This is a genomic window from Streptomyces sp. NPDC002044 (genome assembly GCF_040296725.1).
In the GTDB taxonomy this organism is placed as follows: Bacteria; Actinomycetota; Actinomycetes; order Streptomycetales; family Streptomycetaceae; genus Streptomyces; species Streptomyces antarcticus.
Genome location: NZ_JBEOXU010000001.1, coordinates 1 through 13,288 on the forward strand (window position 1 = coordinate 1; position 13,288 = coordinate 13,288).

Genomic DNA, 13,288 nt, shown 5'->3' on the forward strand with positions numbered 1-13,288 from the left:
GGCGAGCATCGCCTTGTCGAGGGCGGCGTCGCGGTCGAAGGAGCGGGGCCTGCCGCGCTGTCCGGTCACCATGCGCCGATTCTATAGCGGCCGCTTCCGGGGCCGGGCCTCTTCGCCGTATCCGGGGTGCGGCGGACGGCCTCCTCGCATACTTGGCCCATGGTGATCAGAGCCGTGCTGTGGGACATAGACGACACGTTGTTCGACTACACCGGAGCCGACCGGGCCGGGCTGGCGCGCCAGCTCGCCGACGAGGGCCTCGAAGGGCGGTACGGGTCTCCCGCACGGGCGCTGGCCCTGTGGCGGGAGATCACCGAGCGGAACTGGGCGCGCTTCGCCGCCGGGCAGGTGGACTTCCGGGAGCAGCGCCGCGACCGGGTTCGCGACTTCCTCGGCGCCCCCGCCATGACCGCGGCCGAGACGGACTCCTGGTTCGACCGGTACGTCGCGCACTACAAGGCCGCCTGGGTCCTCTTCCCCGACGTGGTGCCCGTACTGGACGCCCTCGCCGGCGGCTACCGGCACGGGGTGCTCACCAACTCCTCCGTCGCCAACCAGGACCCCAAGCTGCGCCACCTCGGGCTGCGCGACCGCTTCGAGGTCCTGGTCTGCGCCGCCGAGCTGGGGGTGAGCAAGCCCGAGGCCGCCGCCTTCCTCGCCGCGTGCGAGGCGCTCGGGCTGCCGCCGGGCGAGGTGGCGTACGTGGGGGACGAGCCCGAGATCGACGCCCGGGGGGCCCGTGACGCCGGCCTGCTGGCGGTCTGGCTGGACCGCGACGGGGCCCGCGGGCCGGGCCCCGGGGGGATCCACCGCATCGAGGGGCTTGACCGGCTTCCGGAGCTGCTGGCAGGGGATACCCGTTTTGGAGCACGGTCAGGCATCCGGTAATGTTCTTTCTGCGCCGCCGAAGCGGGCCGAAAGGCCGGACGGAGGCGCCACCCGAAAGAAAACCCCGACAAGGGGTTGACTTATGGTGGGGTATAGTGTAATTGGCAACACGAGGGTTTCTGGTTCCCTTATTCTAGGTTCGAGTCCTGGTACCCCAGCGCAGTGCAAGAAGTAACGCAGTGCTTTGCCCCCGTTGTGTAGCGGCCTAGCACGCCGCCCTCTCAAGGCGGTAGCGCCGGTTCGAATCCGGTCGGGGGTACAGATCCTTCCCGCGAGATCTCCAGGGTCGCACCCGGACGTCTTGATGCAGGATCGCTAGGGCCCCCGTTGTGTAGCGGCCTAGCACGCCGCCCTCTCAAGGCGGTAGCGCCGGTTCGAATCCGGTCGGGGGTACTGGTCTGGTCTAGACCATTTTGGGCTATAGTGTAATTGGCAACACGAGGGTTTCTGGTTCCCTTATTCTAGGTTCGAGTCCTGGTAGCCCAGCGCAGTACAGAGCAAGAGCAGCTAGCCCCCGTTGTGTAGCGGCCTAGCACGCCGCCCTCTCAAGGCGGTAGCGCCGGTTCGAATCCGGTCGGGGGTACGCATCGAAGAGGCCCTCCGCGATCATCGCGGAGGGCCTCTTCGCCGTTTCCCGACAAGGCCGGCGTGGCTGCAAGTGCGGGCCCGGAGGCGCGTGTTCGGACGTGTGCGGCGTCTGCGCGCCCCCGGGCCCGGGGGAGTGGCGGGGGATATGGGGAACGGGAGGGTCAGCCGGTGCGGCGCAGGGCCTCCGTGAGGCGTGCGGCCGCGTCGATGACGGCCTGGGCGTGCATCCGGCCCGGGTGGCGGGTCAGCCGCTCGATCGGGCCGGAGACCGACACCGAGGCCACCACCCGGTTCGAGGGGCCGCGCACCGGCGCCGATACGGAGGCCACGCCGGGCTCCCGCTCGCCGATCGACTGCGCCCAGCCCCGGCGGCGTACGCCCGAGAGCGCCGTCGCCGTGAAGCGCGCGCCCTGGAGGCCGCGGTGGAGCCGCTCGGGCTCCTCCCAGGCCATCAGGATCTGCGCGGCCGAGCCCGCCTTCATCGGGAGGGTGGAGCCCACCGGGACGGTGTCCCGCAGGCCCGACAGCCGCTCGGCGGCCGCCACGCAGATGCGCATGTCTCCCTGACGGCGGTAGAGCTGCGCGCTCTCCCCCGTCACGTCCCGGAGGTGGGTGAGTACCGGTCCCGCCGTGGCCAGCAGGCGGTCCTCGCCGGCCGCGGCGGCGAGCTCCGCCAGCCGCGGACCGAGGATGAAACGTCCCTGCATGTCCCTCGCCACCATCCGGTGGTGTTCCAAAGCCACGGCAAGGCGATGCGCCGTGGGTCGTGCGAGCCCTGTCGCCGCGACCAGCCCGGCGAGGGTGGCCGGACCGGACTCCAGTGCGCTCAGTACCAGAGCTGCCTTGTCGAGAACGCCGACGCCGCTAGAGTTGTCCATGAAACGATATTCGCGTCTCACACTGTGAAACGCAAGTTCAATTTTTCCAAGAACCAGCGAGTCTGTATGTGCGGGTCCACGAACCAATGGGTCCGAGCCGTCGTCCGGTGCGTGGGGTACGGGCGATCAGGCGCAACAGATCTCTATGAAGCGCCGGCCGGACCGGCCGGCCGGAGGGAAAGCGATGGGTAGGACACTCGCGGAGAAGGTCTGGGACGACCATGTCGTCCGGCGCGCCGAGGGCGAGCCCGACCTCCTCTTCATCGATCTGCACCTGCTGCACGAGGTGACCAGCCCGCAGGCCTTCGAGGGTCTGCGCCAGGCCGGCCGGCCCGTCCGGCGCCTCGACCTCACCATCGCCACCGAGGACCACAACACCCCCACCATCGACATCGACAAGCCGATCGCGGACCCGGTCTCCCGGGCCCAGCTGGAGACGCTGCGCAAGAACTGCGCCGAGTTCGGCGTACGCCTGCACTCGCTGGGCGACGTCGAGCAGGGTGTCGTCCACGTGGTGGGGCCGCAGCTCGGCCTGACCCAGCCCGGCACCACCGTGGTCTGCGGCGACTCCCACACCTCCACGCACGGCGCCTTCGGCGCGCTGGCCTTCGGCATCGGCACCAGCCAGGTCGAGCACGTGCTGGCCACCCAGACGCTCCCGCTGGCCCGCCCCAAGACGATGGCCATCACCGTCACCGGCGCGCTGGCCGAGGGCGTCACCGCGAAGGACCTGATCCTGGCCATCATCGCCCGGATCGGCACCGGCGGAGGCCAGGGCTACATCCTGGAGTACCGCGGCGAGGCCGTCGAGCAGCTGTCGATGGAAGCCCGCATGACCATCTGCAACATGTCGATCGAGGCCGGCGCCCGCGCGGGCATGATCGCCCCCGACGAGACCACCTTCGAATACCTGCGGGGCCGTGACCACGCGCCCGCCGCGGGCGAGGAGTGGGACGCGGCGGTCGCGTACTGGAAGACGCTGCGCACCGACGACGACGCGGTCTTCGACGCCGAGGTCGTCATCGACGGCACCACCCTGTCCCCGTTCGTCACCTGGGGAACCAACCCGGGCCAGGGCGCACCGCTGTCCGCCCGCGTCCCCGATCCCGCTTCGTACGAGGACGCTTCGGAGCGCAACGCCGCCGAAAAGGCCCTGGAATACATGGGGTTGACCGCCGGACAGCCGCTGCGGGACATCAGGGTCGACACCGTCTTCGTAGGTTCCTGCACCAACGGCCGCATCGAGGACCTGCGCGCCGTGGCCGGCATCATCGAGGGCCGCAAAGTCGCCGACGGCGTACGGATGCTGGTCGTCCCCGGCTCGGTCCGGGTCGCTCTGCAGGCCGTGGAAGAGGGCCTGGACAAGGTCTTCAAGGAGGCCGGGGCCGAATGGCGGCACGCGGGCTGTTCGATGTGCCTGGGCATGAACCCCGACCAACTGGCGCCGGGCGAGCGCTCCGCGTCCACCTCCAACCGCAACTTCGAGGGCCGGCAGGGCAAGGGCGGGCGGACCCACCTGGTCTCCCCGCAGGTGGCCGCCGCCACCGCGGTACTGGGCCATCTGGCCTCGCCCGCCGACCTGTCCGACGCCCACGCGACCGCCGGAGTCTGAACACCATGGAAGCCTTCACCACCCACACCGGCCGGGCCGTCCCGCTGCGCCGCAGCAATGTCGACACCGACCAGATCATCCCGGCCCACTGGCTGAAGAAGATCACCCGCGACGGGTTCGAGGACGGCCTCTTCGAGGCATGGCGCAAGGACCCGGAGTTCATCACCAACCGCCCCGAGCGCGCGGGTGCCACGGTGCTGGTCGCCGGCCCCGACTTCGGTACCGGCTCCTCGCGCGAGCACGCCGTATGGGCCCTGCAGAACTTCGGCTTCAAGACGGTCATCTCCTCCCGCTTCGCCGACATCTTCCGCGGCAACTCGCTGAAGAACGGTCTGCTGACCGTCGTGCTCCCGCAGGAGACGGTCGAGCGGCTGTGGAAGCTGACCGAAGCCGACCCGAACACCGAGATCACCGTCGACCTGGTCGACCGCCAGGTGCGTGCGCAGGGTGTCGTCGCGGAGTTCGAGCTCGACGACAACGCCCGCTGGAGGCTGCTGGAGGGGCTGGACGACATCTCCCTCACCCTTCAGAACGAAGCGGACATCGCCACGTACGAAAGCACCCGACCGGCCTTCAAGCCCCGCACGATTCGGCTCTGATTCCAGCCTGATCAGCGCTTATTCGCCATTTGGCGACCACATCGACAACACTGTGCCCCCCACCGTCCGGTGGGGGGCACAGCTGTGTGTTGAGGCCCCGTGAGGCGACAACTCGCCCCAGATGGCACAATCTGTGCATGGAACGCGACAGTCAACTTGAGCTCTACGAACTCGTCGCGGACCGACTGAAAGAAGCGCACACAAGGGTGCGCTCACTGCAAGTCCCGGAGGGCGTAAGGATGGCGCTGTCCCGGAAGCTGTTGGTCGCCACGGCTTCGGCGAAGCACGATCTCGCCGATGCGGCAAGGCGCCTGGACAGGTTGATGAAGGACCTCGACGAGGGTCGATTCCCTGAAGGCGACTGATGCGAAGGAACTCCGTAACGGCCTACAGCGTTGCGGCACTAGGGTGATTAGCCCGTTTCGTGTTTGATTTGCGGTATATATCCGCCTAACGTGCGAAATAAGCTTGAACACATTCGTTCTGGCGAAGTCTCCGAAGGGGAAGACGTTGAACAAGGCGCAGCTCGTAGAAGCGATTGCCGACAAGCTGGGCGGCCGTCAGCAGGCCGCGGACGCCGTCGACGCGGTACTGGACGCGATCGTCCGGGCTACCGTCGGAGGCGACCGGGTCTCGGTCACGGGCTTCGGCTCGTTCGAGAAGGTCGACCGCCCGGCCCGTTACGCCCGCAACCCGCAGACCGGAGAGCGCGTCCGGGTCAAGAAGACCTCGGTGCCCCGCTTCCGTGCGGGCCAGGGCTTCAAGGACCTGGTCAGCGGCACCAAGAAGCTGCCCAAGGGCGGCGAGGTGTCCGTGAAGAAGGCGCCGAAGGGCAGCCTGACCGGTGCCGCCTCCGCGACGGTCAAGAAGGCCGCCGCGAAGAGGGCCACGACCGCCAAGAAGGCCGCGGCGAAGACCGCGGTCGCGAAGAAGACCACGGCCACCGCCAAGAAGGCCGCCACCGCGACCGCCAAGAAGGCGGCGGTGAAGAGCACGGCCACCGCGAAGAAGGCGACGGCCACGGCGAAGAAGACCTCGGCCACCGCCAAGAAGGCCACCCCGGCGGCGAAGAAGACCACCGCCGCCGCGAAGAACACCGCTCCGGCCGCCAAGAAGGCCACCGCAGCGACGAAGGCGCCCGCCAAGAAGACGGCGACGCGCAAGGCCACCGCGAAGAAGACCACCGCCCGCAAGAAGTAGGGGCACGAGTCACACACGCCGGGCCGGCTTCCCCTCAGGGGGAAGCCGGCCCGCGGTGCTGTCCGGACGCCGTCGGGCGGTCGAAAGGCCAGGTCAGAAGGTTTGCAGCGTGACCAGGGTGATCCGCAGGCCCGCGCCCTCGCCGTCCGTCTCGATCCGGACCCGCTGTCCGGGCCGCAGCAGCCGCAGGCCGCCCGCGTCGAACGCCGGCGAGTCGAAGGACACCGGGGTGCCGTCGTCCAGCAGCACGCTGCCGCTGCGGGTCTGGGAGTCGTACGTGTACGCGGTCGCCTGCATACCGGCACTGTATCGGGCCGTGTGCCGGCCCACCCCGAGGACGAGCGCCGCCCGCAGATCGGCGCCGGTGTCCACGTCCCGGCGCACGCTGTCGACCCCCGACAACGCGATTTCCACCGCCCCCGACGCCGAATGCCTGGCCCTGGACGGGCCGCCGAACGAGGGTGCCAATTCCACGTACGGCGCAGCGGAAAGCAAGGTCGTCCCGATTCCGGCGGCATCCGCCAGAAAGGCCCGGGGAAATGCCGAAGCGTTATCGAGCACGCGTAGCAATTCGATGGGCCGAAGTGCCGGGAGATCGGCGTTCATCGCGGCCACCGCCGCTCCCGGCCGGGCCGTCCGCGCCGCCCGCGCCCCGTGGGCCAGCGCCGCGTTGAGCCCGGAGGCGGGGACGTCCGCGACGATCCGGGCCCCCAGCCGGGACAGTTCCCCGCCGGCCGCGCGGTCGTCCGTGACGACCACCACATCCGCGACCGCGGCGCAGGCCAGCGCCCCGGCCACGGTGTCCTGGGCGAAGGCCAGGGCCAGCCCCGGACGCGACGCCCCGACGGCCGCCGCGAGGCGGCTCTTGGCCACCGCGAGGGGCTTCAGCGGGACCACCAGACTCCAGACGGCGTTCGTGGCCGCTCCCTTCCCCGCGCGTGCTCCCACACCGGTTTATGCCATGGTCAGGTCATGGCCCGGTCACGTCTCGGCTCATTGTCGCCCTCCCCGGGCGACCCGGGGGACCGGTGGCACGAGCGGGGCGTACGGTGTTCTCGACAGAGACCGGGCCCGGGGCGACACTTGTCCGGCCGACGAGGTGGCCCGAGCCGCGCACCGGTCCTAGAGGAAGGTGTCCGAGTGTCCCGCCGCAGAATCGGCTTCTGGTACCGCCTGGCGGCGGTCATCGCGAAACCGCCGCTGGTAGTGCTCTTCAAGCGGGACTGGCGGGGAATGGAGCACATTCCGGCCGAGGGCGGATTTATCACCGCCGTCAATCACAACTCGTATCTGGACCCGCTCTCCTACGCGCACTTCCAGTACAACACCGGGCGCGTGCCCCGATTGCTCGCCAAGGCGGGGCTCTTCAGGGTCCCTATTGTCGGCACGATCCTGCGCGGCTCCGGTCAGATCCCGGTCTACCGGGAGAGCAGCAACGCCCTGGACGCATTCCGGGCCGCGGTGGACGCGATCGAGAGCGGCGAATGCGTGGCCTTTTACCCGGAGGGCACCCTCACCCGCGACCCGGAGATGTGGCCGATGGCCGGCAAGACCGGCGCCGCGCGCGTGGCGCTGATCACCAGGGCCCCCGTCATTCCGGTGGCCCAGTGGGGTGCGAACCTCGCGATGCCGCCGTACGCGAAGGAGAACAGGCTCCGCCTGTTCCCGCGCAAGACGCTCCAGGTGCTCGCGGGGCCGCCGGTGGACCTCTCCGCCTACTACGACAGGGAACCGACCCCGGAAGTCCTCAAGGAGGCCACCGAGGTCGTCATGGCGGCCATCACATCCCTTCTGGAGGAGGTGCGGGGCGAGAGCGCGCCCGCGCAGCCGTACGACCACCGCAAGGCCAGGGCACAGCAGCGGCGCAAGGCCGCAGGGGAGGGCAAGAAGTGACACGTCCCGTGAAGGCAGCCGTCTACGGAACCGGCTCCTGGGGCACCGCCTTCGGCATGGTGCTCGCCGACGCCGGCTGCGAGGTGACCCTGTGGGGCCGCCGCCAGGAGCTGGTCGACGCCGTCAACACCGGCCACACCAACCCGGACTATCTCCCCGGCGTGGAGCTCCCGGAGAACCTCCGGGCCACCACCGACCCGGCCGAGGCCGCGGCGGGCGCCGACTTCACCGTCCTCGCCGTCCCCTCCCAGACCCTGCGCGGCAACCTCGCCTCCTGGGCCCCGCTGCTTGCCCCCGACACGGTCCTCGTCTCCCTCATGAAGGGCGTCGAACTCGGCACCGCCAAGCGGATGAGCGAGGTCGTCGAGGAGGTCGCCAAGGTCGCCGCCGACCGGATCGCCGTGGTGACCGGCCCCAACCTGGCCCGCGAGATCGCCGCCCGGCAGCCCGCCGCCTCCGTCGTCGCCTGCGTGGACGAGGCCGTGGCCCGGCGCCTCCAGGCCGCCTGCCACACCTCGTACTTCCGGCCGTACACCAGCACCGACGTCCTCGGCTGTGAACTCGGCGGCGCGGTCAAGAACGTCATCGGCCTCGCCGTCGGCATCGCGGACGGCATGGGCCTCGGCGACAACACCAAGGGCTCCCTCATCACCCGCGGACTGGCCGAAGCGACCCGGCTGGGCGTGGCGATGGGCGCGGACCCGCTCACCTTCTCCGGCCTCGCGGGCCTCGGCGACCTCGTCGCCACCTGCTCCTCGCCGCTCTCCCGGAACCACACCTTCGGCACCAACCTCGGCCGCGGGATGACCCTGGAGGAGACCATCGCGGTCACCCGGCAGACCGCCGAGGGAGTCAAGTCCTGCCAGTCGGTGGCCGATCTGGCCCGGCGCCACGGGGTCGACATGCCGATCACGGACACCGTCGTCGACATCGTCCACCACGGCAAGCCGACCCTGGTCGCGCTCAAGGAACTGATGGGGCGCAGCGCCAAACCGGAACGGCGCTGACTCCTTTCCGGCCGTCCGAGCGGGTACCCTCGTGGCGATATGAGCAGCGAGAACCTCCCCCAGACCCCTGAGCAGCAGGGCCGCAAGCCCCGCGTGGCCGTCGTGTTCGGCGGCCGCAGCTCGGAACACGCCATCTCGGTCGTCACGGCGGGCGCGGTGCTGCGCTCCATCGACCGCTCCAAGTACGAGGTGCTGCCCATCGGCATCACCACGGACGGCCGGTGGGCGCTGACCGCCGACGAGCCCGAGCGGATGGCCATCGCCGACCGCCGGCTCCCGAACGTCGCCGAACTGGCCGACTCCGAGGACGGCGCCGTCGTGCTCTCGGTCGACCCGGCCAACCGCGAGGTCGTCTACACCGAGCCGGGCGCCGTCCCCAAGGCACTGGGCGAGGTCGACGTCGTCTTCCCCGTGCTGCACGGCCCGTACGGCGAGGACGGCACCCTGCAGGGCCTGCTGGAGCTCTCCGGCATCCCGTACGTCGGCTCCGGCGTCCTCGCCTCGGCCGTCGGCCAGGACAAGGACTACATGAAGCGGGTGTTCACGTCCTTCGGGCTGAATGTCGGCCCGTACGTGACCATCCGCCCGCGCGAGTGGGAAGCCGACCGGGACGCGGCGCGCGCCAAGGTCCTGGACTTCGCCGGCGAGCACGGCTGGCCGCTGTTCGTGAAGCCCGCCCGGGCCGGATCCTCCATCGGCATCACCAAGGTCGACGACGCCGGGGCGCTCGACGCCGCGATCCACGAGGCCCGCCGCCACGACCCGAAGGTCATCGTGGAGGCGCTGCTGCGCGGCCGCGAGATCGAGTGCGGCGTCCTGGAGTTCGAGGACGGCCCGCGCGCGAGCGCGCCCGCCGAGATCCCGCCGGTCTCCAGCCACGACTTCTACGACTTCGAGGCGAAGTACATCGACTCCGCCTCCGGGATCGTGCCCGCCCCGCTGACCCCGGAGCAGACCGCCGAGGTGCAGCGGCTCGCGATCGAGGCCTTCGAGGCCGCGTCGTGCGAGGGCCTGGTGCGTGCCGACTTCTTCCTCACCGAGGACGGCGAGTTCGTCATCAACGAGATCAACACGATGCCGGGCTTCACCCCGATCTCCATGTACCCGCGGATGTGGCAGGAGTCGGGCATCGAGTACCAGGAGCTGGTGGACCGCCTGATCCAGGCGGCCCTGCGCCGCTCCACCGGCCTGCGCTAGCAGCGCTCCGGAACAGCACACCGCCCGCCGGCCCGCCCTGAAGGGCGAGGGCCGGCGGGCGGCGGCGTGCCGGGACGGGGTCCGGCGCCGCGCGGACGCGGCGTGCGGGGCTCGGGAAGTCGCGGAGCCGGGGGCGGTTCAGTAGGAGGAGATGCCCTCGGGCACGGTCCTGGCGATCACATCGGACAGGCCGACCAGCATCCCGGCGTCCTCGGCGTGCTCCCGGTCGACCCGCACCTGCGTGTACGCGAGCCGGCCCCCGGTGGTGAAACGGAAGCCGCCGCCGTCGGGAAGCTTCTCCAGCAGCCAGGCCACGTCGTTCACGTGGACGCCCTCCTGTGCCGGATCGGCCATCTCGGGGGGCTTGGGGATCCCGCACCGCAGTACGATCGCCGAGCCGCCCCACGAGGCCGTCAGATCCGATGCCGGTTCGGTGGTGGTCCGCGCCAGGCCGGCCACCGTTTCGGGGAGTTCCTCGTGCAGCGCTGCACAGAACCCCGCGACGTCGGCGGGCGGCGTGGCGGGCGGATCCACCCGGGCCCGGGAACCGCCCGGTGAACACGCCGCGAGGGCCAGGACGGACAGCGCGGCGGGCAGGGCCAGGACACGGAGGGGCCGGTGGTGGAGGGACATCACCGGCCAAGAGTAGACGGGGGCTACAGATGGACCACCGGGCAGGTCAAGGTGCGGGTGATCCCCTCCACCTGCTGGACCTTGGCGACGACCATGCGACCGAGGTCGTCCACGGTGTCGGCCTGGGCGCGCACGATCACGTCGTACGGACCCGTCACGTCCTCGGCCTGGATCACCCCCGGGATCTGGCCGATGGACTCGGCGACGAACGACGCCTTGCCCACTTCGGTCTGGATGAGGATGTACGCCTGTACCACGGAACCTCCAGGGCGGCCACGAGGATCATTTCCCCTAACCTTCGGGTGGGCCCCACACGATCGAAGGGGCTGGGGGAAGAAGGGACGCCACGGTACCGCGTCGCCGAGGGCCGCGGGGAGACCCGCGAGCCCGGCGCCGCGCACGGCGGGGCGTGCGGAGAGCAGAAGTTGACGTATCTGTTGACGGTACCCAGAGCTGTGACGGCTCGCGACCGCAAGCGGACTGGGCAAGAAGGGGCACAGCGATGAAGGGCACTGTGGGCGAGCTGGGGGAGTTCGGGCTCATCAGGGAACTCACCTCACGGCTCACCACCACCCCGGCCGTCCGGCTCGGGCCGGGCGACGACGCCGCGGTGGTGTCGGCCCCCGACCGGCGGGTCGTGGCGAGCACGGACATCCTGCTGGAGGGCAGGCACTTCCGGCGCGACTGGTCCACGGCCTACGACGTCGGCCGCAAGGCCGCCGCGCAGAACCTCGCCGACATCGCCGCGATGGGCGCGGTGCCGACCGCGCTGCTCCTGGGCCTGGTCGTCCCGGCCGAGCTGCCGGTCACCTGGCCCACCGAGCTGATGGACGGCATCCGGGACGAGTGCCAGGTCGCCGGCGCCGCCGTGGTCGGCGGGGACGTGGTCCGCGGCGACACCATCACCGTCGCGATCACCGCCCTCGGCGACCTGCGCAACCACGAGCCCGTGCTGCGCTCCGGCGCCCAGCCCGGCGACGTCGTCGCCGTCACCGGCTGGCTCGGCTGGTCCGCGGCCGGCTTCGCGGTCCTCTCGCGCGGCTTCCGCTCGCCGCGGGCCTTCGTCGAGGCGCACCGGCGACCTGAACCGCCGTACCACGCGGGACCCGCGGCCGCCGGGCTCGGCGCCACCGCCATGACCGACGTCAGCGACGGCCTGATCGCCGACCTCGGGCACATCGCCGAGGCCAGCAAGGTGCGGATCGACCTGCGCTCCGCGGCCGTGGACATCCCCAGCCAGATGCACGACATCGGCCAGGCCGTCGGCGTCGACCCGCTCCAGTGGGTCCTCACCGGGGGAGAGGACCACGCGATCGTGGCGACCTTCCCGCCCGACGTGAAGCTGCCGGCCCGCTGGAAGGTCATCGGCGGAGTGCTCAACCGCTCCGCGCTGCCCCAGGTGACCGTCGACGGAGCGCCCTGGACCAGCACCGGCGGCTGGGACCACTTCGGCGCCGACCCGGCCTCCGAGGACGGCGCCCCGTGAGCACGGCGCCGCCGCTGTGCCTGACCGTCGCCGGATCCGACTCCGGCGGCGGCGCGGGCATCCAGGCCGACCTGAAGACCATGCTCGCGCTCGGCGTCCACGGCATGAGCGTGGTGACCGCCGTGACCGCGCAGAACTCCCTCGGGGTACGCGGAGCCTGGGAACTCCCCGCCGAGGCCGTGACGGCCCAGTACCGGGCCGTCGTGGACGACATCGGGGTACGGGCCGTCAAGACCGGCATGCTCTCCTCGGCCGTGCTGGTGGAGACCGTGGCCGCGCTGCTGGCCGAGACCCCGGCGCCGGCCGTCGTCGACCCGGTCGGCGTCTCGAAGCACGGGGACGCGCTGCTCGCCGCCTCGGCGCTGGACGCCGTACGCGGGGAACTGCTGCCGCGGGCCACCGTGGCCACGCCCAACCTGGACGAGGTGGCGCAGCTCACGGGCCTGCGGGTGGAGAGCGAGGACGACATGCGCCGGGCCGCCGACGCGGTCCTCGGCTTCGGGCCGCGCTGGGCGCTCATCAAGGGCGGTCACCTCGCGGCGAACGCGGACGAGGCGGTGGATCTGCTCAGCGACGGCACCGAGGAGCGCTGGCTGCGGGCCCCGCGCTACGACAACCGGCACACCCACGGCACGGGCTGCACCCTCGCCAGCGCCATCGCGGCGGGCCTCGCCAAGGGCCTGAGCGTCCCGGAGGCGGTCACCGAGGCCAAGGCATACGTGACCGGGGCCATCGCCGCCGGTTTCGCGCTCGGCGCGGGCATCGGCCCGGTGGACCACGCCTGGCGGTGGCGCTGAGCCCCGCCGGGCCCGCCGGATCCGGGGCGTCGCCCGGGTCCGGGAAAGGCAAAAGGCCGGTTCACCAGAGGTGAACCGGCCTTCTTGGCAACCGGAAAGGGCTGCGCTACGACGGGAGGCGTCAGCGCGAGACCTTGCCGGCCTTGATGCACGAGGTGCAGGCGTTGAGGCGCTTCGGCGTCCCATTGACCACGGCACGCACGCGCTGGATGTTCGGGTTCCAGCGACGCGAGGTACGGCGGTGCGAGTGGGAGATGCTGTTGCCGAAGCTCGGCCCCTTGGCGCAAACGTCGCAGTTGGCAGCCACAGGTCACTCCAAAGACTTCAGGTGCAATTACAGTGAAACCGGCGCACCGGATCCAGAGATCTGAAGTGGCTTGCCGGGGAATGGCCCGACTCTCATCGGGCAACCGGAGCAGCATACAACGCCTGCACCGGTCCAAGAAAACTACCATGGCCGCCGCCGCCCCCGCCCCGAGGTCCGGACGCCCCGGCGGTCCTTCGTTACCC

The 13,288-nt window shown here is 70.8% G+C and carries 14 protein-coding genes, 5 tRNA genes and 1 pseudogene; 15 read left to right on the forward strand and 5 right to left on the reverse strand.

All coding sequences use genetic code 11. From position 1 onward, the window contains the following. Positions 1 to 159 precede the first annotated feature (159 nt). From ABT106_RS00005 to ABT106_RS00030, 6 genes are all read left to right on the forward strand, one after another. Complete coding sequence (locus ABT106_RS00005; protein ID WP_351269938.1) at positions 160 to 888, forward strand: HAD family hydrolase; 729 nt, start codon at positions 160 to 162, stop codon at positions 886 to 888. A gap of 86 nt (positions 889 to 974) precedes the next feature. After that, positions 975 to 1,046: transfer RNA gene (locus ABT106_RS00010), tRNA-Gln, on the forward strand. Positions 1,047 to 1,074: 28 nt separating this feature from the next. Next, a tRNA-Glu gene (locus tag ABT106_RS00015) sits at positions 1,075 to 1,147 on the forward strand. Positions 1,148 to 1,208: 61 nt separating this feature from the next. After that, positions 1,209 to 1,281: transfer RNA gene (locus ABT106_RS00020), tRNA-Glu, on the forward strand. Between the two features lie 21 nt (positions 1,282 to 1,302). Next, positions 1,303 to 1,374 (forward strand) — tRNA-Gln (locus tag ABT106_RS00025). Positions 1,375 to 1,398: 24 nt separating this feature from the next. Next, positions 1,399 to 1,471 (forward strand) — tRNA-Glu (locus ABT106_RS00030). 166 nt (positions 1,472 to 1,637) lie between these two features. On the opposite strand, the gene ndgR is transcribed toward ABT106_RS00030, so the two are convergent. After that, a complete protein-coding gene (gene ndgR / locus ABT106_RS00035; protein WP_150517662.1) occupies positions 1,638 to 2,354 on the reverse strand; it encodes an IclR family transcriptional regulator NdgR in 717 nt (238 codons plus the stop codon). Between the two features lie 184 nt (positions 2,355 to 2,538). Here ndgR and leuC point away from each other — a divergent pair, with 184 nt between their 5' ends. The 4 genes from leuC to ABT106_RS00055 all read left to right on the forward strand — a co-directional run bounded on the left by leuC (position 2,539) and on the right by ABT106_RS00055 (position 5,765). Beyond that, on the forward strand, positions 2,539 to 3,966 hold the full coding sequence (gene leuC, locus ABT106_RS00040) for a 3-isopropylmalate dehydratase large subunit (protein WP_351269941.1): 1,428 nt from the start codon (positions 2,539 to 2,541) through the stop codon (positions 3,964 to 3,966). Between the two features lie 5 nt (positions 3,967 to 3,971). After that, positions 3,972 to 4,565, forward strand: a complete 594-nt coding sequence (gene leuD / locus ABT106_RS00045; RefSeq protein WP_351269943.1) for a 3-isopropylmalate dehydratase small subunit — start codon at positions 3,972 to 3,974, stop codon at positions 4,563 to 4,565. Positions 4,566 to 4,702: 137 nt separating this feature from the next. Then, positions 4,703 to 4,930 carry an SCO5555 family protein gene (locus ABT106_RS00050; protein WP_351269946.1) on the forward strand — a complete coding sequence of 76 codons (228 nt, stop codon included), beginning with the start codon at positions 4,703 to 4,705 and terminating at the stop codon, positions 4,928 to 4,930. 145 nt (positions 4,931 to 5,075) lie between these two features. Next, positions 5,076 to 5,765, forward strand: a complete 690-nt coding sequence (locus tag ABT106_RS00055) for an HU family DNA-binding protein (RefSeq protein WP_351269949.1) — start codon at positions 5,076 to 5,078, stop codon at positions 5,763 to 5,765. Between the two features lie 300 nt (positions 5,766 to 6,065). Here the strand turns inward: ABT106_RS00055 and cofC are convergent. Further along, positions 6,066 to 6,713: pseudogene (gene cofC, locus ABT106_RS00060) on the reverse strand (2-phospho-L-lactate guanylyltransferase); the annotation flags it as partial. Positions 6,714 to 6,905: 192 nt separating this feature from the next. Between cofC and ABT106_RS00065 the strand changes: the two are divergent. The 3 genes from ABT106_RS00065 to ABT106_RS00075 are packed head-to-tail and all read left to right on the forward strand — an operon-like array spanning position 6,906 to position 9,862. Next, positions 6,906 to 7,658 carry a lysophospholipid acyltransferase family protein gene (locus ABT106_RS00065; RefSeq protein WP_351269952.1) on the forward strand — a complete coding sequence of 251 codons (753 nt, stop codon included), beginning with the start codon at positions 6,906 to 6,908 and terminating at the stop codon, positions 7,656 to 7,658. Beyond that, positions 7,655 to 8,665, forward strand: a complete 1,011-nt coding sequence (locus ABT106_RS00070; RefSeq protein WP_351269954.1) for an NAD(P)H-dependent glycerol-3-phosphate dehydrogenase — start codon at positions 7,655 to 7,657, stop codon at positions 8,663 to 8,665. Before ABT106_RS00065 ends, ABT106_RS00070 begins: the two co-directional genes overlap by 4 nt. Positions 8,666 to 8,704: 39 nt before the next feature. After that, positions 8,705 to 9,862 (forward strand): D-alanine--D-alanine ligase family protein, encoded by a 1,158-nt coding sequence (locus ABT106_RS00075; protein ID WP_351269956.1) that lies wholly within the window; start codon positions 8,705 to 8,707, stop codon positions 9,860 to 9,862. A 138-nt stretch (positions 9,863 to 10,000) separates the two neighbouring features. Here the strand turns inward: ABT106_RS00075 and ABT106_RS00080 are convergent, their stop codons facing one another. Together ABT106_RS00080 and ABT106_RS00085 are read right to left on the reverse strand one after the other, a co-directional pair. Beyond that, a complete protein-coding gene (locus ABT106_RS00080) occupies positions 10,001 to 10,495 on the reverse strand; it encodes a DUF3515 family protein (protein ID WP_351269958.1) in 495 nt (164 codons plus the stop codon). Between the two features lie 23 nt (positions 10,496 to 10,518). Continuing rightward, positions 10,519 to 10,752 carry an Lrp/AsnC family transcriptional regulator gene (locus ABT106_RS00085; protein WP_030011290.1) on the reverse strand — a complete coding sequence of 78 codons (234 nt, stop codon included), beginning with the start codon at positions 10,750 to 10,752 and terminating at the stop codon, positions 10,519 to 10,521. A 245-nt stretch (positions 10,753 to 10,997) separates the two neighbouring features. On the opposite strand from ABT106_RS00085, the gene ABT106_RS00090 reads away from it, so the two are divergent. Next, a complete protein-coding gene (locus ABT106_RS00090) occupies positions 10,998 to 11,981 on the forward strand; it encodes a thiamine-phosphate kinase (protein ID WP_351269961.1) in 984 nt (327 codons plus the stop codon). After that, entirely contained in the window at positions 11,978 to 12,778 is an 801-nt protein-coding gene (gene thiD / locus ABT106_RS00095) for a bifunctional hydroxymethylpyrimidine kinase/phosphomethylpyrimidine kinase (protein WP_351269963.1), read from the forward strand. The genes ABT106_RS00090 and thiD overlap by 4 nt, the downstream gene beginning before the upstream one ends. Before the next feature lie 121 nt (positions 12,779 to 12,899). Here the strand turns inward: thiD and rpmB are convergent, their stop codons facing one another. Then, complete coding sequence (gene rpmB, locus ABT106_RS00100; protein ID WP_073911113.1) at positions 12,900 to 13,085, reverse strand: 50S ribosomal protein L28; 186 nt, start codon at positions 13,083 to 13,085, stop codon at positions 12,900 to 12,902. Between the last annotated feature and the right edge of the window lie 203 nt (positions 13,086 to 13,288).

Bases quoted from the DNA above. Each gene is read 5' to 3' on its own strand.
- ABT106_RS00005 (WP_351269938.1), top strand. From the start codon at position 160: ATGGTGATCAGAGCCGTGCTGTGGGACATAGACGACACGTTGTTCGAC.
- leuD (WP_351269943.1), top strand. From the start codon at position 3,972: ATGGAAGCCTTCACCACCCACACCGGCCGGGCCGTCCCGCTGCGCCGC.
- leuC (WP_351269941.1), top strand. From the start codon at position 2,539: ATGGGTAGGACACTCGCGGAGAAGGTCTGGGACGACCATGTCGTCCGG.
- ABT106_RS00090 (WP_351269961.1), top strand. From the start codon at position 10,998: ATGAAGGGCACTGTGGGCGAGCTGGGGGAGTTCGGGCTCATCAGGGAA.
- ABT106_RS00080 (WP_351269958.1), bottom strand. From the start codon at position 10,495: ATGTCCCTCCACCACCGGCCCCTCCGTGTCCTGGCCCTGCCCGCCGCG.
- ndgR (WP_150517662.1), bottom strand. From the start codon at position 2,354: ATGGACAACTCTAGCGGCGTCGGCGTTCTCGACAAGGCAGCTCTGGTA.
- ABT106_RS00075 (WP_351269956.1), top strand. From the start codon at position 8,705: ATGAGCAGCGAGAACCTCCCCCAGACCCCTGAGCAGCAGGGCCGCAAG.
- ABT106_RS00050 (WP_351269946.1), top strand. From the start codon at position 4,703: ATGGAACGCGACAGTCAACTTGAGCTCTACGAACTCGTCGCGGACCGA.